Origin of the sequence: Paenibacillus aurantius (assembly GCF_032268605.1) — a bacterium.
Classification (GTDB): domain Bacteria; phylum Bacillota; class Bacilli; order Paenibacillales; family NBRC-103111; genus Paenibacillus_AO; species Paenibacillus_AO aurantius.
In genome coordinates this window covers 245,001-265,635 of record NZ_CP130318.1, presented here as the reverse complement: position 1 = coordinate 265,635, position 20,635 = coordinate 245,001, and the positions used below count along the sequence as shown (strand labels likewise).

Here is a 20,635-nt window from a genome sequence, read left to right as displayed (position 1 = left end):
GTGTGGTCGAACGGGACGAAGCCCCTCCCACTAATGAAGGTCTATCCCGTCGAATAGACCTAGAAGAAACCATTTGGAATCCGTAATCGGAATCTTATAATTTTTCCACTTGGGTGAAGTCCAGCTCAAGCGGGGTTTCTCTTCCAAACATGTTCACATGAACCTTCAGCTTGCTCTTGTCGGGGATGATTTCCTCGATGGAACCAACGAAATCGGCAAAAGGGCCTACTTTCACGCGGACGGTTTCTTTTAGATCGAAGTCGATCTTCGGCTTTGGTTCTTCCATACCCATGTGCTTGAGAATTGCATCCACTTCTTCAGGCAGCAAGGCGGTAGGCTTGGATCCGGACCCTGTCGAGCCCACGAACCCGGTAACCCCCGGCGTATTTCGAACGACATACCAAGAATCGTCGGTCTGAATCATTTCCACGAGGACATAGCCCGGGTAAACTTTACGCATGACGGTCTTCTTCTTACCGTCCTTGTTTACCAGTTCCTCTTCCATCGGCACCAGCACCCGGAAGATCTTGTCCTGCATGTTCATGGATTCGACGCGCTTCTCCAAATTGGCCTTTACTTTATTCTCATACCCCGAGTAGGTATGAACCACATACCATCTTTTTTCCATGATCGTCTCCTATGGTTTACCTTATTTAGAGACAAGTCTGACTAATTGGGAAATACCAAGGTCGAGAATAGCGAAATAGATTGTTACAAAAGCTACGGTGACCAGCACCACGATTGTGTAACTAATCATTTCTTTACGGCTTGGCCACTTCACTTTCCGCAATTCCGCCCAACTGTCCGTAAAGAAAGAGAACGTGGAGCCGAATCCTTGTTTCATTCTGGCTAAAAACCCCACAACTACACCTCCGTGAACCTACTACCTGGTCTCGCGATGAAGCTGATGTGAATTGCAAAATTTGCAATACTTTTTCTTCTCCATGCGGTCAGGATTGTTTCGCTTGTTCTTATTGGACGTATAGTTTCTCTGCTTGCAGTTCAAGCATGCTAACGTAATAATAACCCGCACTGGATTACACCTCCCGAGACAACCTGAATTAAAGAACCCTGATTGTCTTAAGATGCAATCGACAAATAAGGGTCACCCAAACACTTTAGCACACACCAAAATCCCTGTCAAGGAAAGGATTCGTTAGCATTATAGACAAGGTTGCCTTCCTATAAACCTCCCATATAAAGAAAAAAGCACCTTGCTGGTTAGCAAAATGCGCATGCCGATCGTTGGTCTATTCAATTCAAGTCTCTTACTTCCAAGTACCGTTCCAGCTTCCTCTTGACCCGCTGCAGCGCATTGTCTATCGATTTCACGTGACGGTCGAGATCGACGGCGATCTCCTGATAGGAACGCCCGTCCAAATAGAGCATCAGCACCCTGCGTTCGAGATCGCTTAGGATCTCTCCCATCTTATCCTCAAGCCCGTTGAACTCCTCCTGATTGATGATCAGTTCTTCCGGGTCGGTTACCTTGGAGCCGCATATGACATCGAGAAGGGTGCGGTCGGAATCTTCGTCATAGATGGGCTTATCCAAGGAAACGTACGAGTTAAGAGGGATATGCTTCTGCCGGGTGGCGGTCTTAATGGCGGTGATAATCTGTCTCGTTATGCAAAGTTCGGCAAAGGCTTTGAAGGAGGCCAGCTTGTCCCCCCGGAAATCGCGAATGGATTTGTAGAGGCCGATCATGCCTTCCTGGACGATATCCTCCCGGTCCGCACCGATCAGAAAATACGATCTTGCCTTCGCTCTGACAAAATTCCGGTATTTGTTGATCAAATATTCCAAAGCTTCGCTGTTGCCTTCGCGAACCGCTTCGACGTTGTCCTCATCTGTCATCTGCCCAAAATCGCGCTTTCTCAATTCATTGAGGTCAACACCCACTAAACTATCCCTCCGGCTTAGCCTGTAAGGCAACTTTCCTTGAAAATGATAGGTTAAGTATACATGAAGCTTTTGATTATCGTCAACTACGACCGTAAAATATTGGATGTTTTTGAAAAGTTATGGATTGCCCCTCCGCCATTTTTCGAAGAGCTGCTTCATCTCCTGAGACAGCTTGCTGTCGAAGGTATTCCGCGCCGGATTACGGGTCATCTCCTTCGCTTCGGCGATCTGGCGGCGGATCTCCTTGCGGCTTTCCCGCACCTTGACGAGAAGCTCACGGGCCGGAAGCCGGAGAGCCCCGATCCCGAAGATGACATGCTGCTCCGTCATGTCGGAGGTGGCGACCAGGATATGGCGCCTTCGGCCGGACAGCTCTTTTACCAGCCGTTCGATAAGTTCATCGGCCGTTTCTTTCTCGCGGGTGTATACGATTTTGAGCTTACTCTGCTGATACTTTCCCCCTAAGCCCGGAACCTGATGGGCATCAAACACCAGGTACACTTCCACTCCCGAGAAGGCCTGGTAATCGGCAAGCTGGTCGATCAGCCGGTCCCGGGCGTCCTCAAGGCGGATATCCCGGAGCTTCTGCAGCTCCGGCCATGCGCCGATGATGTTGTAGCCGTCCACAATGAGGTATTCCTTGATGCTGTTCATGGAATTATTGGTGCCGCTGCCGGACGACTTCGTACATGAAGACGGAAGCCGCCACCGAGGCATTCAGCGAGTTGATGCTTCCGAACATGGGCAGTTTCACCAGAAAGTCGCATTTCTCCTTGATGAGGCGGCCGATTCCTTTGCCTTCGTTACCGATGACAATCGCGATCGGCATCGTAAAATCGGTCTGGTAAATATCCTGCCGTGCGCTGCCGTCGGCCCCCGCCACCCAGATGCCCTCTTCTTTCAGCCCGTCGATCGTTTGGGCAAGGTTTGTCACCTTGGCGACAGGCACGTATTCCACCGCGCCGGCCGATATTTTCGACACGGTTGCCGTCAGGCCCACTGATCTTCTCTTCGGGATAATAATCCCGTTTACTCCGGTGCACTCCGCCGTCCGGAGGATCGACCCGAGGTTATGGGGATCCTCGATTTCATCCAGAATGAGCAGAAACGGCGGCTTTCCGCTTTTTTTGGCCTCCGCCAAAATATCGCTGACTTCAGCGTATTCATACGCGGCGGCCTGGGCCACCACGCCCTGGTGCTGAACGTCGCCCGCCATCTGATCGAGCTTACGCTTGTCGGCGTATTGGATCACAATGCCGAGCGGCTTGGCCTCCGCCAGGATGGGCTGGGTCAGATGCTTCTGGGCGTTCTCCGCAATCCAGATCTTGTTGATGGGACGCCCCGAACGAAGGGCTTCCAGTACGGAATGCTTGCCTGCAATGTATTCATCCATGATTAGTTATCCCTCCTGTTGGGCTCGGCCTGCTCGCCGGCGGTCTCCAAGCTGAGGCTCATCAGCTCGTGCAGCCGTTCGAACCGCTGGCGGTAATACAAATAACCGATTAAGCACTCGAACGCCGTGCTGTGCCGGTAAATGAGAACGTCGGTGTTTTTGGGCGTGGTCCCGGACTTCGCGTTCCGCCCTCTGCGCACCACATCCGCCTCCTCCTCGGTCAGCAAAGGCATCCACCGTTCCAAGGAGCGCGCTTGGGCTTTGGCCGAGACGAACCGGGTCGACTGGCGGTGGAGATGATGGGGCCGGTGATTGGGCAGCGACACCAGGTATTGGCGTACGAACACCTCATACACAGCGTCCCCGACATAAGCGAGCACGAGAGGATTCAACAGATTCGCGTCCTTCGCCGGGTCAAATGCCAAGAGCGTCGAATCCATGGTCATTTGCGCCGCCAGCGGATGCCCTGGGGGGTATCCTCCAGCAGAATCCCCTGCTCCGTGAGAAGATCGCGGATCTCGTCCGCCCGCGCCCAGTTCTTCGCTTTGCGGGCCTCGGTCCGTTCCTCGATCAGGCGGTCGATCTCCTCGTCCAGGAGCTCTTCCTCCTGTTCGGCTATTATTCCCAGAACCTCGTTCATGGCTTTCAACTGATTTTGGATTAGTCCGATGGTGGCTTGGGTGACCGTTTCCTTCTGAAGGTAACGGTTGGCCTCGCTCACGAGATCGAAGACAGCCGTAATCGCGTCCGGTGTATTGAAGTCGTCGTTCATTTTCTGCACGAAGAAGGCTCCGATCCGCTCCACGGCGCGGCTTACCTCTTCGTCCGCTTCGCCTTCCGCGGCATCCTTGCTGCGGTACGCCAGGTTCGAGAGGCAGTTATAGATGCGCTCCAGGCTGCCTTCGGCCTGGGCAATGGTCTCGTCATTGAAATTAAGCGGGCTCCGGTAATGTGTGGTCAGCATGAAGTAACGGATGGTCTCCGGCTTGGTTTTCGTCCGGAGCTCCCGGACATTCAGCCCGTTTCCGAGCGACTTGGACATTTTCTCATTGTTGATGTTCAAGTAGCCGTTATGCAGCCAGTATTTGGCGAACATTTTGCCGTGCAGGGCTTCGGACTGTGCCAGCTCGCACTCGTGGTGCGGGAATTGAAGATCCTGCCCGCCTCCATGGATGTCGATCGTCTCCCCGAGGTACTTCTCGGCCATGGCCGAGCATTCGATGTGCCACCCCGGGCGTCCGTCTCCCCAAGGGCTGCTCCAGTAAATCTCTCCGGGCTTCGCCGCCTTCCAGAGGACGAAATCCTGGGGATTCTCCTTGCGCTCGTCCACTTCGACCCGGATGCCGAACTGAAGCTCCTCCAGGTTCTGGTGGGACAGCTTGCCGTAATCGTCGAACCGGGTGGTGCGGAAATACACGTCCCCGCCCTTCTCATATGCCATGCCCTTGTCTACCAGACCCGCAATAAAGGAGATGATCTCCGGCATGTTTTCCGTCACCCGGGGGTTGATGATATCTACAATCCCCAGCGCCTCCATGTCCTCCCGGTAAGCCTCGATAAACTTCTCCGCCAGCTCCGGAACGGTCGTTCCCTGCTGCTCCGCCCGCTTGATCAGCTTGTCATCGACATCGGTAAAGTTGACGACATACTTCACCTCATAGCCAAGCGACTTCAGATGCCGTCTCACGACATCGAACACAATGGCCGGGCGGGCGTTCCCGATATGGATATAGTCGTAGACGGTCGGTCCGCAGACGTACATTTTGACCTTGCCGGGCTCGAGGGAGACGAATTCCTCCTTGGTCCGGGTTAACGTGTTATACACTTTCAGCGTCATAGTTTAACGATGCCTCCGTTCTTCTTCTTCTCTTCCTCCAAGGCGGTTTTCAGCTCTTCGATCTGCTGCTGCAGGTTGCGGCATAGATCCACGACCGGATCGGACAAATCTCCATGGTTCAGGCGGTCTACCCTTACGCCGTCGCGTTTGACGATTTTGCCGGGGATGCCCACGACGGTGCTGTTCGGCGGCACTTCCTGAAGCACCACGGAATTCGCCCCGATCCGGGAATTGTCCCCGACGCGAAACGAGCCCAGTACCTTCGCCCCCGACGAGATAACCACATTATTGCCAATAGTCGGGTGTCTCTTCCCCCGCTCCTTGCCTGTCCCCCCCAGGGTCACCCCCTGGTAGAGCACGACATCGTCGCCGATCTCGCACGTCTCTCCTATGACAACCCCCATCCCGTGGTCGATAAACAACCGCCGGCCGATGCGGGCCCCCGGGTGAATCTCAATGCCGGTCATGAACCGACCGAATTGGGAGAGGATGCGAGCTAACGTAAAATACTTTCGGACAAAAAACCAGTGGGCGATCCGGTGCAGCCAAATGGCGTGAATGCCGGAATACGTAAAAATCACTTCAAATCTGCTCCGTGCGGCGGGATCGTTATCGAACACTGCCTGAATGTCGGAACGCAGGGTGCGGAACATGGATTTCACCTTCTCTAACATTGTTGGACGTGCCTGACTTCTTGAAAAAAGATAAAAAAGCCTCCGCAGCCGGAAGGCTGCAGAGGCGCTGTCGACGCGGTTCCACTCTGCTCGGGTGCCGTCAGTCGGCTCCCACTTGTAGGGCTGGTATCGGGGGCCACCCGGCACGATCTACAGCCTTAGCTTTCGATCCTGCAGCTCCCAGGTGCATTTCGGGTCAAGGGAAATGGACAGCTCTCAGCCGCTTACCTGTAAGCGTCTGTCCTCTCTGATAAGTCCCGGTTGGCCGTACTCTCCTGATCTACGCCATTCGCATTATAATTGTCACTAGTATAAACGATAACCGACGCTTATGACAATAACCTCTCCAGGCGGGCAACGGCCTTCTCTTTGCCCAGGAGGGAGATGGTTTGGTTCAGGTCACGGCCGTGCATCTGGCCGGTCAGCGCTACGCGGGTCGGCATGAACAGCTGTTTGCCCTTGAAGCCCGTGTCCTTTTGGACCTGCTTCAGCATCGCCTGCACGTCTTCCGGATTCAGGGTTACGGACTCTCTTACGAGCTCCAGGAAGCGGCCCAGGACAACCGGAACCTGCTCTTCCGCCAGTATCGGCTTGGCTTCTTCCTCCAGCTCCACTTCTTCTTGGAAGAAGAGGGCCGACAGATCGACAATCTCTGAAGCATAGGTCAGCTGTTCCTGATACAGCGCGACCAGCCGCGAGGCCCAGGACTGCTCGGCCTCGGAAAGCGTCTGCGGCAGCCGTCCGGCCTTCTGAAGATGAGGAATCGCGAGCTCGGCGATTCTTGCCGGGTCGGCCTTCTTGATGTACTGGTTGTTCATCCAGTTCAGCTTATCCATATCGAAGACGGCCGGGCTTTTGGACACGCGGTCCAAGCCAAACTGCCCGATCAATTCTTCTTTCGTGAAGATCTCCTCTTCGCCTCTCGGGGACCAGCCGAGCAGGGTGATGAAGTTCAGCACCGCCTCCGGCAAATACCCCAGGTCCTTGTACTGCTCAATGAATTGGACGATGGATTCGTCCCGCTTGCTCATCTTCTTCCGGTCCGGATTCAAGATGATGGACAGGTGCGCGAACCGGGGCGTCGGAAGATCCAAGGCTTCATAGAGCATCACTTGTCTCGGCGTATTGGACAGATGCTCCTCACCGCGGATGACATGGGTGATGGCCATCAGATGATCGTCGAGCACGACCGCGAAGTTGTACATGGGAATGCCGTCCGGACGGGCGATGATGAAGTCCCCGATCCCGTTCGAGTCGAATTCCACCTCTCCGCGCACTTCATCCTCAAAGCGGATCATCCGGTCCTCCGGCACTCGGAAGCGGACCGTCGGCCGCCGGCCTTCCGCCCGGTAGGCTTCCGCCTGCTCCGGGGTCAGGTGGCGGCAGCGGCCGGAATAGCGGGGCGTTTCGCCGCGCGCTTCCTGCTCACTGCGCTCCTGCTCGAGCTCCGCTTCGGTGCAGTAGCAGTAGTAGGCGTTTCCTTCGGCCAGCAGCCGCTCCACGAACGGCTTGTAGAGGTCGAGCCGTTCCATCTGCCGGTAAGGGCCGTAGCCTCCGTCCACATCGACGCTTTCATCCCAGTCGACGCCGAGCCAGCGCAGGCCGTTCAGCTGGTTGTCGACACCGGTTTCGATGTGGCGTGTCTGATCCGTGTCTTCGAACCGGACGATAAACTTCCCCTGCTTGCTGCGGGCAAACAGGTAATTGAACAGAGCCGTCCGGGCTCCGCCTATATGCAAATGCCCCGTAGGACTGGGCGCATAACGTACGCGTACTTGGTCGTTCATCGGGATTCCCCTCTCTTGCCAATCATTCTGAAATAAAAAGTATCATAGCACATTCTGAAGAAGACAAACAACCGCTTGAGCCGCGATTCCTTCGCCTCTTCCGGCAAAGCCGAGCTGCTCCGTCGTCGTCGCCTTGACGTTCACTTGGGCCTCTTCGGCCCCGAGCGCTTCGGCGATAATGGTGATCATGCCGGGGATGTGCGGGGCCATTTTGGGCTTCTGGGCAATAATGGTCGCATCCACGTTGCCCAGGCGGTAGCCCATCTGCTTAGCCAGCTCCCATACCTGCTCAAGGAGCTTCAGGCTGTCCGCATCCTTAAAGGCGGGATCGGTATCCGGGAAATGCTTCCCGATGTCCCCTTTGCCGAGCGCCCCCAGAATGGCATCGGTTATCGCATGAAGCAGCACATCCGCGTCCGAATGGCCGAGAAGGCCTTTCTCATAAGGAATGTCCACTCCCCCGATGATACACTTGCGACCTTCCACCAGCTGATGCACATCGAACCCTTGTCCCACTCGAATCATCTATTGTCTCTCTCCCTGCTTCTCCGCATCAGGTCCTCCGCCCACGGCAGGTCCTCCGGCGTCGTTATTTTAATATTCTCGTAGCTGCCTTCCACGACCCGCACCTTAAGGCCGATCCGCTCCGCCAGCATGGCGTCGTCCGTTCCCAGAAAGCCTTCCTTCTCCGCCTGCTCGTAAGCCTGCTTAAGCGAAGACAGACGAAAAGCTTGCGGGGTCTGTATCGCCCACAAGCTTCGCCGGTCCGGCGTCGATTGGATCCAACCGTCGGAATCCGCCACTTTGATTGTATCCTTCACGGGGACGGCCAGGACGGCCCCCCCGCTCTCCATGGCCTGCCGGAGGCACGCCCGAACCTGCTCCGGGCGGACGAAGGGCCGGACGCCGTCATGCACCATGACCCATTCGTAATCCTCCGAAAAAGTCCGGAGCCCGGCATGAACGGAGGCTTGTCTCTCTTCTCCGCCCATGATCACCTGGCGTACCTTTACGAGACCGTACTGCTCTATGTAAGCCTGGCAGCGGGACAAGTCGTTCTCCCCCACCACCAGGACGATGGAATCGACTTCCTCGAGCCGGTTCCAGGTCTCCAGCGTATGGACCAGAATCGGCTTGCCGCCAAGCGGCAAATACTGCTTGCTCTCCGCGGTACGCATCCGCGACCCTTTGCCGGCCGCAACGATGACCACACCCAGTTTTCCCATGATCCGCTCCTGCTTCGTTTATGTAGGGATGAATCCCTTCTTCATCATAAACGTTTTACTGGGCTTTTTCCAACAATTTCGGCTTTGCGAAGATCATCCGGCCGGCTGACGTCTGCAGCACGCTCGTCACCATCACTTCCATGGTCGAACCGATATATTCCCGTCCGCCCTCCACGACGATCATGGTGCCGTCATCGAGATACGCGACCCCCTGTCCATGCTCCTTGCCGTCTTTGATGATCTGCACCACAATTTCTTCCCCCGGAAGAACGACTGGCTTCACCGCATTGGCGAGATCATTGATGTTAAGCACGGATACCCCTTGAAGCTCACATACTTTGTTAAGGTTGAAATCGTTCGTGATCACTTTGCCCCTTAGCACCTTCGCCAAGCGCACCAACTTGCTGTCCACCTCGGAAATCTCTTCGAAATCTCCTTCGTAGATGAGGACCTTGACCTCCAGCTCCTTCTGGATTTTGTTTAGGATGTCGAGGCCGCGGCGTCCGCGGTTGCGTTTCAGCAGATCCGACGAATCGGCGATATGCTGCAGCTCCTCAAGTACGAATTCGGGAATGACAAGGGTTCCTTCAATGAATCCGGTTTTGCAAATATCGGCGATGCGGCCGTCAATGATCACGCTCGTGTCCAGAATTTTATGCTCCTCAAAAAGGGGATGGTCCCCGTTGCTATCCTTGGACCCTTGATTGGCCAGGAAAGCCAAAAATTCATCCTTCCTCGTGTAGCCGAGGCGGAAGCCCACAAAGCCCATAACGGCCGTGATGACAGCGGGTAGAACCGGGCTGTTCAAGCTAAGCTTCTCCATCGAAGGGAAGAGCAGGATGGAGATGGTCAGCGTGACGATTCCCCCGGCTGCTCCGGCCAGCAGGTCCGACACATGGACCCCGGTCAGACTCTCCTCTCCTCTGCGCCATCCTCTTGCCACCGCTTCGCCGAACAGGTTAACCCCCACCATGACTAGAAGCCCCATAAGTCCCGTTACCCAGAAGGTCAATCCTTTGATTTCCTCCCATCCTAAAAGAGCGGAAGCCAGGCTTTCGAGCCACCCGCCAAGGGGCAGGCTCCATTGATACCCGAGCAGAGCTCCCCCTGCAAATGCGGTTCCCTGTATCCATTTTTTCATTGCGATCACCTCTTATGGTTGTTGCAGGGGCTGCTGAACCGAAGCCGTAAGGAGAACAGATAAAGGGCCGTTTGACCTTTTGAACCCCTGCACTTTACCAGTATGAACCAAAGCGAAATGGCCTAAACGTAGTGCCGCCCGTCCCCGATTGAAATTGAATTATAGGGACCGTTCCGATATAATGAACACTAAGCAAATACCAAGGGTTGGGGTGAAGGGAATGAACTCGCTCAGTTTGAATCAATTCCAGGAACAAGTTTCCGAACTGCTGCTCCGTCACCGAAGCGTACTGGATGTCCTTTCCAAATTCCAGCAGTCCAATGCCGCTGTTCAGCGTTCCGTCACCAAGGCCATTACCGAATGCGGCTGTGTTCAGGTTCATGCCGGCAAGCAGCAGTATTCCAAGGAAATGACCATCGAAGATGCCAAGAAGCTTCTCGACACCCACATGAACGGACATCTGTGCGAGAACTGCCTGGAGATTGTTTCCGCTGAGATGGGCAAGAATTTGTTCTATATGGCCTCCCTGTGCAACCTGCTGGATATCGATATGGAAAACGTTGTCGACAACGAATCGAAGAAATGCTCCACCCTCGGCTACTTCAACTTATCCTGATCGGCTGCAGGGAACGGACCCAATTTTTCAAGAAATCAAAAAAGCCTTTGTTCTCTTCTTGGAAGAAAACAAAGGCTTTTCTTTTGGAACGTTAGCGTTTTCGTTTGAGTCCCTGAAAAGTTCCGTACAAAGCATAGAGGACGAGAGGCACGAAAATCATGCGTGATAAGTAATGAGGATAAAGGACGGATACCACAACAGCAGCCACGACGATGGCCAGGGCGATCGCATAAGCATATTTGGGAAGCGCTACTTTCTTGAAGCTCGGGTATTTGACCCGGCTGATCATGAGGTAAGAAAGCAGAAGCGAGCTGATGACCAGAACGTAAGCGTTGATTTCCTGATGAAACAGGGCCAGCGTGCAAAGGATTCCTCCCGCTGCCGGGATCGGAAGCCCAATAAAGTAACCCGGGATGCCTTCAATCACATTAAAGCGGGCCAAACGAAGTGCTCCGCATATAGGAAAAATGGCGGTGGTGATCCATGCCGTAGCCGGATTCAATTCCATAAAGGCGACGTTGTACATGATAAACGCGGGCGCAACCCCGAAGGAAACGACATCCGATAACGAATCAAGCTCTTTTCCGAACTCGCTTTGGACATTGAGCGCCCGGGCCACCCGGCCGTCAATGCCGTCCATCAGCATCGCCACAATGACCATAATGGACGCCAGGTTCGCGTTATCCAGCTTCGTAAAAACCGGAGTGTCACTGAAGACTAGGATGATTGCAATAATTCCCATAAATAGATTCAGCACCGTGAATATATTGGGAACCGACTTTCTTATCATGCCTCGACCACCTTTGATGTATTACTAGCACTAACCTTAAAATTGTATTCAATTTAGATATGTCTGTCAACAAAGAGTTGTTCTTGAATGCGCTTCAATCCCTCTTTAATCGTGCGTGCGCGCACCTCGCCGATCCCGTCAACCTCATCCAATTCGTCGATCGTCGCCATCATGATATGAGGCAGCCGTTCGAACTTTTCCACGAGGTTGGCGATAATAATGGAAGGCAGCCGGGGGATTTTGTTCAGCACACGGAAGCCGCGGGGGGACACGCCTTCCTCCAGCACATTGCTCGAAGCGGTATAACCGAGAAGACGGATCATATGGAGATGGTCGAGCAGCTCGTCGGAGCTCATCCGGGACATGCCGGCCTTGATCTCCTTCACTTTGTCGTCCGTCAGGTCGCGGCAGTAATCCTTGATCACCAGAATGGTCTCGTGTTCGGTGTTCACCACGAGTTCCTCCAGCTGCATGCTGACCAACCGGCCTTCGTTGCCCAGCTCGTTGATGTACTTCTTGATTTCCGCTTTGACGCGGAGCACCATCTCGAACCTTTGGAGAACGTTGGTCACGTCATGGAGGGTAACCAGCTCCTCGAACTCCAGAGCCCCCAGGTTGATCAGGGCCTGATCCAGTACCGATTTGTACTTCTCCAGCGTTTGAATCGCCTGATTGGCCTTGGTCAGGATCACGCCTATGTCTTTAAGAGAGTAACGCAGGTTCCCCTGGTACAAGGTAATGATGTTCCTTCTTTGGGAAATGGACACCACGAGCTTGCCCGTCTGCTTGGCTACCCTCTCCGCTGTACGGTGGCGGATCCCCGTTTCGATCGAGGAGATGGAGGAGTCCGGGATGAGCTGCGTGTTCGCATACAAAATCCGCTTAATATCCTCGCTTAAAATAATAGCCCCGTCCATCTTGGCGAGTTCATACAGAAAGTTCGGGGAGAAATCACAGTTGATGGAGAACCCGCCGTCCACAATTTCCATCACTTCGGGGCTGTATCCGACCACAATCAAGGCCCCGGTTTTGGCTCTCAGTACGTTCTCCAGCCCGTCGCGAAAGGAGGTTCCTGGAGCAACCAGCTGCAGCAGTCGGCTCATGATTTCCCTATTCGTGTCTTCTTCCTTAGCCATGCATGCGACCTCCTGAACGTATAATCATAAGTTTATTGCAGCGCTGCGGACAACGCTTCCGATACGGTATTGACGCCGATAATTTGAATTCCCTTTGGTGGAGTCCAGCCCTTCAAGCTTTTCTCCGGCATGATGACCCGCTTGAAGCCGAGCTTCTGGGCCTCCTTGACCCGCTGGTCGATCCGGGATACGCCGCGGACCTCGCCCGTCAGCCCGATTTCTCCAAAGATCACATCATACGGCTGGGTAGGATGATCGCGGAAGCTGGAGGCGATGCTGACCGCGGCCGCCAAGTCGACCGCCGGCTCATCCAGCTTAACCCCGCCGGCGACGTTCAGATAGGCGTCCTGGTTCTGCAGGAACAATCCGATTCGCTTCTCCAGCACGGCTATAATCAGAGAAAGCCGGTTATGGTCCACCCCTGTGGACATACGCCGAGGTGTTGGAAAATTGGTGGCCGAAATGAGCGCCTGGAGCTCCACCAGCACCGGACGCGTTCCTTCCATGCTGGCTACCACTGTAGAACCGGCCACGCCCATGGGACGCTCCGACAGGAACAGCTCCGACGGATTGCTGACTTCAACCAGCCCGGATTCCAGCATTTCAAAAATACCGATCTCGTTCGTCGAGCCGAAGCGATTCTTTACTGCCCGTAGGAGACGGTAAGAATGATGCCGCTCCCCTTCGAAATACAGCACGCAGTCCACCATATGCTCCAGCAGCCTCGGGCCGGCGATGGCCCCTTCCTTCGTCACGTGGCCGACCAGCACGGTGGCGATTCCTTTGATCTTAGCTATTCTCATAAAGTGCGAAGTGCATTCCCGCACCTGGGATACGCTGCCCGGCGCCGAAGCGACGGCCGGATGATAGACCGTCTGTATCGAATCCATTACGATAAAATCCGGATTAAGCTGATCGATGGCCTCGATGATGTGATCCAGGTTGGTTTCGCAGAGTACGAACAGGTTGGGCGACATCGCCCCCAGCCGGTCCGCCCTAAGCTTCGTCTGGCGGGCCGATTCTTCCCCCGATATATAGAGAACCTTCAAACCGTTTTCGGTGAGGGCGTGAGAGGTTTGAAGCAGAAGAGTCGATTTGCCGATGCCCGGGTCCCCCCCGACCAGAATCAACGAGCCCGGTACCAAGCCTCCGCCCAGCACCCGGTTCAATTCGCTGTTTTTGGTCAGAATCCGCGGATCCTGAGCGCTTTCTATATTTATGATGGATATCGCCTTTTCTTGCGTTTTCATGTGGGGCGCGTTCATGCCTTGTGTTTTGACAACGGTTTCCATTTCTTCCACGAACGAATTCCAGGATTCGCAGGCCGGGCACTTGCCGAGCCACTTCGCGGATTCGTATCCGCATTCCTGGCAGCTGAACTTGGTTTTTGCTTTTGCCATTCTCTATCTCCTAGTATCGCATCCGACGCGGGCTTGTTGCCTGCCGGCCGTTTGCGGTTGTATTTAAAAGTTTACCATTTTGCCGGTTCGGGTGAAAGCCCCGGCCCCCATAAAAAAACACTTTGCAAGTATCCCGCGGGATACCGCAAAGTGCTTCTTTGCTTATTGCCCTGAATTAGGCGTTGCGTACGACTTCCAGCTCTCCGTCCTTCAGATCGATCGTCAAGGAATCTCCTTTGGCGATGTTCCCTTTCAGCAGCTCTTCGGAAAGCCGGTCTTCGATATGCTTCTGAATGGCGCGGCGCAGCGGCCTTGCCCCGTAAGCCGGGTCGAAGCCTTCCTTGGCGAGGTAAGACATTGCCGCGTCGGTCAGTTCGAAGTCGACCTCCTGCTCCTTCAGACGCTTGCGCAGATCGCTCGCCATAAGCGATACGATACGGGCAATGTGCTCTTCCTCGAGGGAGTGGAACACGATGATCTCATCAATCCGGTTAAGGAATTCCGGACGGAAGCTCTTCTTGAGCTCGCCCATCACTTTATCCTTCATGTTGGTATAGTCGCGTCCCGCATCGTTTCCGGCCGTAAAGCCGAGAGACGAATTCTTCTTGATCATTTCGGCCCCTACGTTCGAGGTCATGATGATCAGCGTGTTGCGGAAGTCTACCGTGCGGCCTTTGGAATCGGTCAGGCGGCCGTCTTCGAGCACCTGCAGAAGAATGTTGAACACTTCCGGGTGAGCCTTCTCGATTTCATCGAGCAGGACAACGGAATACGGCTTGCGGCGGACCTTCTCGGTCAGCTGGCCGCCTTCCTCATAGCCAACATATCCCGGAGGCGCCCCGACCAGACGCGAGGTAGAATGCTTCTCCATGTATTCCGACATGTCTATGCGGATAACCGCATTCTCGTCACCGAAGAGGGACTCCGCCAGAGCGCGGGCGAGCTCGGTTTTACCGACACCCGTCGGGCCCAGGAAGATGAAGGAGCCCATCGGACGCTTGACATCCTTCAGACCGGCGCGGGCGCGGCGGATGGCACGGCTAACGGCACGTACCGCTTCGTCCTGGCCGATGACCCGCTCATGAAGGATAGATTCCATTTTGAGCAGACGTTCGGTTTCCTCTTCGGCAAGCTTCACAACCGGGATGCCGGTCCAGCTGGCCACCACTTGAGCAATATCCTCCGGCGTTACTTCCGAATCGGTGCGGCCTTGCTTTTCTTTCCACTCGTTCTTCGTCTGCTCCAGCTCTTCGCGCATTTTTTGCTCGGTATCGCGCAGGGCGGCCGCTTTCTCGAACTCCTGGCTTTGAACCGCGGCGTCCTTCTCCTTGCGCACGTTCTCCAGCTTCGTCTCCATCTCCTTCAAAGTTGGAGGAACGGTGTACGAATGCAGGCGAACCTTGGAGCCGGCTTCGTCGATCAGGTCGATCGCTTTATCCGGAAGGAAGCGGTCCGTAATGTAGCGGTCGGACAATTTTACGGCTGCTTCGATGGCATCGTCTGTAATTTTGACGCGGTGATGAGCTTCATAACGGTCACGAAGCCCGTGAAGAATCTGAATGGCCTCTTCCACCGTCGGCTGGTCGACCGTAATCGGCTGGAAGCGGCGCTCCAGAGCGGCGTCCTTCTCAATGTACTTGCGGTATTCGTCCAAGGTTGTTGCCCCGATGCACTGCAGCTCGCCGCGGGCCAGTGCCGGCTTCAGAATGTTGGAGGCGTCAATGGCGCCTTCCGCTCCGCCTGCACCGATCAGCGTGTGAAGCTCGTCAATGAAGAGAATGATGTTCCCCGCTTGGCGGATCTCATCCATGATCTTCTTCAAACGGTCTTCGAATTCACCGCGGTACTTCGTTCCGGCTACAACGGAGCCCATGTCGAGGGTCATAACCCTCTTATCCCGCAAAGTTTCCGGAATTTCATTGTTGATGATCTTCTGGGCCAGGCCTTCGGCAATGGCCGTTTTCCCGACCCCAGGCTCCCCTATGAGAACCGGATTGTTCTTGGTCCGGCGGCTCAGTACTTGAATAACGCGCTCGATTTCTTTGCTGCGGCCGATGACCGGATCGAGATTGCCTTCCTTCGCGAAGGCCGTCAAGTCACGGGCCAAACCGTCCAGAGTAGGCGTGTTAACGTTCGCCGGGCTGCCATGATTGGAGGACACCGTCTCGCTGCTGCCCAGCAGCTGAAGCACCTGTTGACGGGCCTTGTTCAGGGAGATGCCCAGGTTGTTGAGAACACGGGCCGCTACCCCTTCACCTTCGCGAATCAGGCCAAGCAGGATGTGCTCGGTTCCTACGTACGTATGCCCCAACTTCCGGGCTTCATCCATGGACAGCTCGATTACTTTCTTTGCACGCGGGGTATAAGCGATGTTGGTAGGCTGCTCCTGCCCCCGGCCGATGAGAGATTCCACTTCATCCTGGATCTTCTCCAGGCCGAGTCCAAGCGCGATCAGCGCCTTGGCGGCAATGCCTTCCCCTTCGCGGATAAGTCCAAGTAAAATATGCTCTGTGCCGATATTGTTATGGCCCAAACGTACTGCCTCTTCCTGCGCCAGGGCAAGGACCTTTTGCGCGCGTTCCGTAAATCTGCCAAACATCATCAAAAGCACCTCCACTAATGTATGATAAACTTATTATTGATGGGCGAAACGCTCACGGATCATATCCGCTCGGCGAAGATCTCGCTCCTCCGCCGACAGCATTTTCCCGGCATACTGCTGCAAAAATCCCGGCTGCGTCATCACGAGCAGCTCGTTCAAGGTCTGGGCCGAAAGGTTCGGAATCATGCCCAGATCGATTCCCAGACGGACATCGGATAAGCGCTGTGCCGCTTCTTTGGAGTCCAGAATGACGGCGTAGGACAGGATGCCGTAGGATCGTTTGACCCGGTCGGTCAGCCTCGCCCTCGATTCGGCCACCAGCTTGGCACGGGCGGCACGCTCATGCTCGATGATCTGCCGCACCACGCTGTAAAGATTATCGATGATCTCCTCTTCCGACTGGCCGAGGGTAATCTGGTTGGAAATCTGAAACAGGTTACCTGTTGCCTCGCTGCCTTCTCCGTATAGCCCCCGAACGGCAAGACCGACTTGGGTGATGGCCGACAGAATCCGGTTGATCTGCTGGGTGATGACCAGCGCCGGCAGGTGAATCATGACGGAGGCGCGGATCCCGGTTCCCACATTCGTGGGACAGCTCGTCAGGTACCCTCTCTTCTCATCAAAGGCATAATCCAAGTCCTGCTCGAAAATATCGTCAATCTGGTTCGCCAGATCCCAAGCCTCTTTGATTTGAAGGCCGGAATACAGGCATTGAATCCGGATATGGTCTTCTTCATTAATCATGATGCTGACGGATTCGTTATCGCTAAGAATAACCGCTCCGTTCCGGGATTCATTGGCCAAATTCGGACTAATCAAATGCTTCTCCACCAGCACCCGTTTCTCCAGTTCATTCAAATCAGACAACGGAGCGAAGGAGAAATGGCTAATGGAATTAAAATCGTCGTTCGCCAAAACAGCCGAGGCCTTTTCCAAGACTTCTTCAGACTGCTGGTTCGTGGCCAACATCGGAAACGGATGGGAACGCAAGTTACGGGCTATGCGGATCCGGCTGCTGATCACAATATCCGAGTCCGGTCCGTCTTGTCTCATCCAATCGCTTAGAGCTTCTTTTACAAAACGGTCTAAGGTCATTTAGGCCTCCCTCCCTCCATCTTACATCTCGGAAACCTTTTTTTCCAATTCGCGGATCTGATCTCTCACCTTGGCGGCCCGTTCGAATTCTTCCTTCTCGATGTAATCCGCCATGTCTTTTCGTAAATTCTCTATATCACGACGGAATTGGATTCTTCCTCCGGCCCGCTTGGGAACCTTCCCTGTGTGGGAGGTGCTTCCGTGAACCCTTTTGAAAAGAGGATCCATCCGATCGGCAAAATAATTGTAGCAGGAGCTGCAGCCGAACCGTCCCAGCTTGCTGAATTGGGAGTAGGTTAATCCGCACTCCTCGCACCGCAGGCTGGGGGAAGGAGGTTTGGCTCCCGTATTAACCGGATTAGCCGGATCAAAATGTAGCAGACCCGAGAGCAGGTTATGAATGGAGAACCCGTTCGGTGTCCCCGGAATCAGCTCTCCCTTCTCCCGCGCGCAGGCTTCGCATATATGAAATTCCGTCTTCTCGCCATTGACTATCTTCGTGAAGTGAAGCGTAGCCGGCCTTTTGCCGCATTCCTGACAGTTCATGGGAGGCCTCCTTCATTTACCCAATAGGGAAATTAGCATGGCTTTCAGCAGGCGGGCTCTAACCTCGTCCCTCTGAGGGAGCTTAAAGAGCAAGACATCCCGGGAGACCGCCGCCTTGATCAATTTCGCTTCCCGGTCGGTAATCAAGCCACCTTCCAGGAGTTGATACACGAGTCCTTCGGATGCCGTCTGATCGATCTGCGCCGTTATGGTCCGAAAAATATGGTCCAATATCGCACCTTGGGACGAAAGCTCCACCTTCTGAATCCTTATATATCCTCCGCCGCCCCTTTTGCTTTCGACGATGTAGCCCTTCTCCAGGGTAAAGCGGGTACTGATTACATAATTGATCTGCGAAGGGACGCATTGAAATTGATCGGCCAGCTCGTTGCGCTGGATCTCGATAATTCCATTCGGACTTTGCATCAGAATATTTTTTAGATACTGTTCGATGATTTCCGAAGCATTCCGCATCCATTCTCCTCCACATCTTTTGAAAATTTAGCGGTCCTAACAGCTTATAAAAGTCGACTGACTTTGACTTTCTTTGACCTTAACTATATTATAGCACATTTTTTTATTTTGCCAAGAGGGTCTGCTTTCTCCGTGCCTGTTCTTATTGTGGGAAGGCACGTAAGGATTTATACCCGAATTCCCCCGCGTTGAATAAGAAAAAACCCTCACTATTACTTTTCTAAAAAAGCCCCTCTGGTTTTCACTAGAGTGGCTTTAATTCGCTTGGCCATCCACTCCTCCAAGACAGGCTTCGCCGTGATCTAAGCACCATCTTCGCTGGAACAGCAAAAAGCCCCTCTGGCTTTAACCAGAGAGGCTTCATTTCGCTTGGCAACGTCCTACTCTCCCAAGATCCTGCGATCTAAGTACCATTGGCGCTGGAGGGCTTAACGGTCGTGTTCGAGATGGGAACGCGTGGTTCCCCTCCGCCATCATCACCAAACGTCAGAGTTTGCACCCTGAAAACTGGATTCGAAGCTTACGTTTGTTCATCCTTTATGCTCCCCTAGTGGGGTCATGAATAAGCCCTCGACCGATTAGTATTCGTCCGCTGCATGCTTTACAGCACTTCCACGCCGAACCTATCTACCTCGTCGTCTACAAGGGGTCTTACTAATTGGGAAATCTCATCTTGAGGGGGGCTTCACGCTTAGATGCTTTCAGCGCTTATCCCGTCCGTACTTGGCTACCCAGCGGTGCTCCTGGCGGAACAACTGGTACACCAGCGGTACGTCCATCCCGGTCCTCTCGTACTAAGGACAGCTCCTCTCAAATTTCCTGCGCCCGCGACAGATAGGGACCGAACTGTCTCACGACGTTCTGAACCCAGCTCGCGTACCGCTTTAATGGGCGAACAGCCCAACCCTTGGGACCTACTTCAGCCCCAGGATGCGATGAGCCGACATCGAGGTGCCAAACCTCCCCGTCGATGTGGACTCTTGGGGGAGATAAGCCTGTTATCCCCAGGGTAGCTTTTATCCGTTGAGCGATGGCCCTTCCATTCGGTACCACCGGATCACTAAGCCCGACTTTCGTCCCTGCTCGACCTGTACGTCTTGCAGTCAAGCTCCCTTCTGCCTTTGCACTCTGCGAATGATTTCCAACCATTCTGAGGGAACCTTGGGGCGCCTCCGTTACGCTTTAGGAGGCGACCGCCCCAGTCAAACTGCCCGCCTGACACGGTCCCTCTCCCGGATTCACGGGAGGAGGTTAGAACCTAGATACGATCAGGGTGGTATCCCAACGTCGCCTCCTCACAAGCTGGCGCTCATGATTCTTAGGCTCCCACCTATCCTGTACAGATCGTACCCAAGTCCAATATCAAGCTGCAGTAAAGCTCCATGGGGTCTTTCCGTCTTGTCGCGGGTAACCTGCATCTTCACAGGTATTAAAATTTCACCGGATCTCTCGTTGAGACAGCGCCCAAGTCGTTACGCCATTCGTGCGGGTCAGAATTTACCTGACAAGGAATTTCGCTACCTTAGGACCGTTATAGTTACGGCCGCCGTTTACTGGGGCTTCGGTTCACAGCTTCGCTTGCGCTAACCGCTCCCCTTAACCTTCCAGCACCGGGCAGGCGTCAGCCCGTATACTTCGCCTTGCGGCTTCGCACAGACCTGTGTTTTTGCTAAACAGTCGCTTGGGCCTTTTCACTGCGGCCCCCTCGGGCTATTCACCCTACCGAGGCACCCCTTCTCCCGAAGTTACGGGGTCATTTTGCCGAGTTCCTTAACGAGAGTTCTTCCGCGCGCCTTAGAATTCTCTTCTTACCTACCTGTGTCGGTTTGCGGTACGGGCACCTTCACCTGGCTAGAGGCTTTTCTTGGCAGCATGAGTACAAGACCTTCGGTACTGTAATTTTCCCTCCCCGTCACAGCTCAGCCTTACAGTGTGCGGATTTGCCTACACACCAGCCTTGCTGCTTGGACAGACTCTTCCATCCGTCTGCGTCTCTTCCCTTCTGCGTCACCC

At 54.4% G+C, this 20,635-nt stretch carries 21 protein-coding genes and 2 rRNA genes (1 of these 23 running past the window's edge); 1 reads left to right on the top strand and 22 read right to left on the bottom strand.

Annotated elements, in window-relative coordinates:
- Positions 1–94: 94 nt before the first annotated feature.
- The 13 genes from nusG to MJA45_RS01200 all read right to left on the bottom strand — a co-directional run bounded on the left by nusG (position 95) and on the right by MJA45_RS01200 (position 9,963).
- Positions 95–628, bottom strand: coding sequence for a transcription termination/antitermination protein NusG (gene nusG, locus MJA45_RS01260; RefSeq protein ID WP_315605503.1), 534 nt, complete (start codon positions 626–628; stop codon positions 95–97).
- Between the two features lie 21 nt (positions 629–649).
- Entirely contained in the window at positions 650–862 is a 213-nt protein-coding gene (secE, locus tag MJA45_RS01255) for a preprotein translocase subunit SecE (RefSeq protein ID WP_315605502.1), read from the bottom strand.
- A 21-nt stretch (positions 863–883) separates the two neighbouring features.
- Positions 884–1,033, bottom strand: a complete 150-nt coding sequence (rpmG, locus tag MJA45_RS01250; RefSeq protein ID WP_315605501.1) for a 50S ribosomal protein L33 — start codon at positions 1,031–1,033, stop codon at positions 884–886.
- Between the two features lie 221 nt (positions 1,034–1,254).
- Complete coding sequence (gene sigH / locus MJA45_RS01245) at positions 1,255–1,902, bottom strand: RNA polymerase sporulation sigma factor SigH (protein ID WP_315605500.1); 648 nt, start codon at positions 1,900–1,902, stop codon at positions 1,255–1,257.
- Between the two features lie 120 nt (positions 1,903–2,022).
- Positions 2,023–2,559 carry an NYN domain-containing protein gene (locus MJA45_RS01240; protein WP_315605499.1) on the bottom strand — a complete coding sequence of 179 codons (537 nt, stop codon included), beginning with the start codon at positions 2,557–2,559 and terminating at the stop codon, positions 2,023–2,025.
- 4 nt (positions 2,560–2,563) lie between these two features.
- On the bottom strand, positions 2,564–3,298 hold the full coding sequence (gene rlmB, locus MJA45_RS01235; protein WP_315605498.1) for a 23S rRNA (guanosine(2251)-2'-O)-methyltransferase RlmB: 735 nt from the start codon (positions 3,296–3,298) through the stop codon (positions 2,564–2,566).
- Between the two features lie 2 nt (positions 3,299–3,300).
- Complete coding sequence (locus MJA45_RS01230; RefSeq protein WP_315605497.1) at positions 3,301–3,744, bottom strand: Mini-ribonuclease 3; 444 nt, start codon at positions 3,742–3,744, stop codon at positions 3,301–3,303.
- Positions 3,741–5,135 carry a cysteine--tRNA ligase gene (cysS, locus tag MJA45_RS01225; RefSeq protein ID WP_315605496.1) on the bottom strand — a complete coding sequence of 465 codons (1,395 nt, stop codon included), beginning with the start codon at positions 5,133–5,135 and terminating at the stop codon, positions 3,741–3,743. Before cysS ends, MJA45_RS01230 begins: the two co-directional genes overlap by 4 nt.
- Complete coding sequence (epsC, locus tag MJA45_RS01220) at positions 5,132–5,809, bottom strand: serine O-acetyltransferase EpsC (RefSeq protein ID WP_407083098.1); 678 nt, start codon at positions 5,807–5,809, stop codon at positions 5,132–5,134. Before epsC ends, cysS begins: the two co-directional genes overlap by 4 nt.
- A 329-nt stretch (positions 5,810–6,138) precedes the next feature.
- The gene (gltX, locus tag MJA45_RS01215; protein ID WP_315605494.1) at positions 6,139–7,596 is read right to left on the bottom strand and encodes a glutamate--tRNA ligase; all 1,458 of its coding nucleotides are present in this window, start codon (positions 7,594–7,596) and stop codon (positions 6,139–6,141) included.
- Positions 7,597–7,638: 42 nt separating this feature from the next.
- A complete protein-coding gene (gene ispF, locus MJA45_RS01210) occupies positions 7,639–8,121 on the bottom strand; it encodes a 2-C-methyl-D-erythritol 2,4-cyclodiphosphate synthase (protein WP_315605493.1) in 483 nt (160 codons plus the stop codon).
- Positions 8,118–8,822, bottom strand: coding sequence for a 2-C-methyl-D-erythritol 4-phosphate cytidylyltransferase (gene ispD, locus MJA45_RS01205; RefSeq protein ID WP_407083097.1), 705 nt, complete (start codon positions 8,820–8,822; stop codon positions 8,118–8,120). Before ispD ends, ispF begins: the two co-directional genes overlap by 4 nt.
- Before the next feature lie 55 nt (positions 8,823–8,877).
- Positions 8,878–9,963: a PIN/TRAM domain-containing protein gene (locus MJA45_RS01200; protein WP_315605492.1), complete on the bottom strand. Its 1,086-nt coding sequence runs from the start codon at positions 9,961–9,963 to the stop codon at positions 8,878–8,880.
- Positions 9,964–10,183: 220 nt separating this feature from the next.
- Here MJA45_RS01200 and MJA45_RS01195 point away from each other — a divergent pair, with 220 nt between their 5' ends.
- The gene (locus MJA45_RS01195; RefSeq protein ID WP_315607916.1) at positions 10,184–10,579 is read left to right on the top strand and encodes a DUF1573 domain-containing protein; all 396 of its coding nucleotides are present in this window, start codon (positions 10,184–10,186) and stop codon (positions 10,577–10,579) included.
- A 91-nt stretch (positions 10,580–10,670) separates the two neighbouring features.
- On the opposite strand, the gene pssA is transcribed toward MJA45_RS01195, so the two are convergent.
- The 9 genes from pssA to MJA45_RS01150 all read right to left on the bottom strand — a co-directional run.
- Positions 10,671–11,369, bottom strand: coding sequence for a CDP-diacylglycerol--serine O-phosphatidyltransferase (pssA, locus tag MJA45_RS01190; RefSeq protein ID WP_315605491.1), 699 nt, complete (start codon positions 11,367–11,369; stop codon positions 10,671–10,673).
- A 53-nt stretch (positions 11,370–11,422) separates the two neighbouring features.
- Positions 11,423–12,505 carry a DNA integrity scanning diadenylate cyclase DisA gene (gene disA, locus MJA45_RS01185; protein ID WP_315605490.1) on the bottom strand — a complete coding sequence of 361 codons (1,083 nt, stop codon included), beginning with the start codon at positions 12,503–12,505 and terminating at the stop codon, positions 11,423–11,425.
- Positions 12,506–12,537: 32 nt separating this feature from the next.
- Complete coding sequence (radA, locus tag MJA45_RS01180; protein ID WP_315605489.1) at positions 12,538–13,905, bottom strand: DNA repair protein RadA; 1,368 nt, start codon at positions 13,903–13,905, stop codon at positions 12,538–12,540.
- A gap of 175 nt (positions 13,906–14,080) precedes the next feature.
- The gene (gene clpC / locus MJA45_RS01175) at positions 14,081–16,507 is read right to left on the bottom strand and encodes an ATP-dependent protease ATP-binding subunit ClpC (protein WP_315605488.1); all 2,427 of its coding nucleotides are present in this window, start codon (positions 16,505–16,507) and stop codon (positions 14,081–14,083) included.
- A gap of 33 nt (positions 16,508–16,540) precedes the next feature.
- Positions 16,541–17,602, bottom strand: a complete 1,062-nt coding sequence (locus MJA45_RS01170) for a protein-arginine kinase McsB (protein ID WP_315605487.1) — start codon at positions 17,600–17,602, stop codon at positions 16,541–16,543.
- A 21-nt stretch (positions 17,603–17,623) separates the two neighbouring features.
- Entirely contained in the window at positions 17,624–18,148 is a 525-nt protein-coding gene (locus MJA45_RS01165; RefSeq protein WP_315605486.1) for a protein-arginine kinase activator protein McsA, read from the bottom strand.
- A gap of 12 nt (positions 18,149–18,160) precedes the next feature.
- Positions 18,161–18,622 (bottom strand): CtsR family transcriptional regulator, encoded by a 462-nt coding sequence (locus tag MJA45_RS01160; RefSeq protein WP_315605485.1) that lies wholly within the window; start codon positions 18,620–18,622, stop codon positions 18,161–18,163.
- 367 nt (positions 18,623–18,989) lie between these two features.
- Positions 18,990–19,106, bottom strand: a 5S ribosomal RNA gene (gene rrf / locus MJA45_RS01155).
- A 74-nt stretch (positions 19,107–19,180) separates the two neighbouring features.
- A 23S ribosomal RNA gene (locus MJA45_RS01150) occupies positions 19,181–20,635 on the bottom strand; it runs 1,490 nt beyond the window's last position.

What these genes read in the sequence shown, in the direction of transcription:
- nusG (WP_315605503.1), bottom strand. Translation starts at nt 628, where the DNA reads ATGGAAAAAAGATGGTATGTGGTTCATACCTACTCGGGGTATGAGAAT.
- MJA45_RS01240 (WP_315605499.1), bottom strand. Translation starts at nt 2,559, where the DNA reads ATGAACAGCATCAAGGAATACCTCATTGTGGACGGCTACAACATCATC.
- rlmB (WP_315605498.1), bottom strand. Translation starts at nt 3,298, where the DNA reads ATGGATGAATACATTGCAGGCAAGCATTCCGTACTGGAAGCCCTTCGT.
- MJA45_RS01230 (WP_315605497.1), bottom strand. Translation starts at nt 3,744, where the DNA reads ATGACCATGGATTCGACGCTCTTGGCATTTGACCCGGCGAAGGACGCG.
- cysS (WP_315605496.1), bottom strand. Translation starts at nt 5,135, where the DNA reads ATGACGCTGAAAGTGTATAACACGTTAACCCGGACCAAGGAGGAATTC.
- epsC (WP_407083098.1), bottom strand. Translation starts at nt 5,809, where the DNA reads ATGTTAGAGAAGGTGAAATCCATGTTCCGCACCCTGCGTTCCGACATT.
- gltX (WP_315605494.1), bottom strand. Translation starts at nt 7,596, where the DNA reads ATGAACGACCAAGTACGCGTACGTTATGCGCCCAGTCCTACGGGGCAT.
- ispF (WP_315605493.1), bottom strand. Translation starts at nt 8,121, where the DNA reads ATGATTCGAGTGGGACAAGGGTTCGATGTGCATCAGCTGGTGGAAGGT.
- ispD (WP_407083097.1), bottom strand. Translation starts at nt 8,822, where the DNA reads ATGGGAAAACTGGGTGTGGTCATCGTTGCGGCCGGCAAAGGGTCGCGG.
- MJA45_RS01200 (WP_315605492.1), bottom strand. Translation starts at nt 9,963, where the DNA reads ATGAAAAAATGGATACAGGGAACCGCATTTGCAGGGGGAGCTCTGCTC.
- MJA45_RS01195 (WP_315607916.1), top strand. Translation starts at nt 10,184, where the DNA reads ATGAACTCGCTCAGTTTGAATCAATTCCAGGAACAAGTTTCCGAACTG.
- pssA (WP_315605491.1), bottom strand. Translation starts at nt 11,369, where the DNA reads ATGATAAGAAAGTCGGTTCCCAATATATTCACGGTGCTGAATCTATTT.
- disA (WP_315605490.1), bottom strand. Translation starts at nt 12,505, where the DNA reads ATGGCTAAGGAAGAAGACACGAATAGGGAAATCATGAGCCGACTGCTG.
- radA (WP_315605489.1), bottom strand. Translation starts at nt 13,905, where the DNA reads ATGGCAAAAGCAAAAACCAAGTTCAGCTGCCAGGAATGCGGATACGAA.
- clpC (WP_315605488.1), bottom strand. Translation starts at nt 16,507, where the DNA reads ATGATGTTTGGCAGATTTACGGAACGCGCGCAAAAGGTCCTTGCCCTG.
- MJA45_RS01170 (WP_315605487.1), bottom strand. Translation starts at nt 17,602, where the DNA reads ATGACCTTAGACCGTTTTGTAAAAGAAGCTCTAAGCGATTGGATGAGA.
- MJA45_RS01165 (WP_315605486.1), bottom strand. Translation starts at nt 18,148, where the DNA reads ATGAACTGTCAGGAATGCGGCAAAAGGCCGGCTACGCTTCACTTCACG.
- MJA45_RS01160 (WP_315605485.1), bottom strand. Translation starts at nt 18,622, where the DNA reads ATGCGGAATGCTTCGGAAATCATCGAACAGTATCTAAAAAATATTCTG.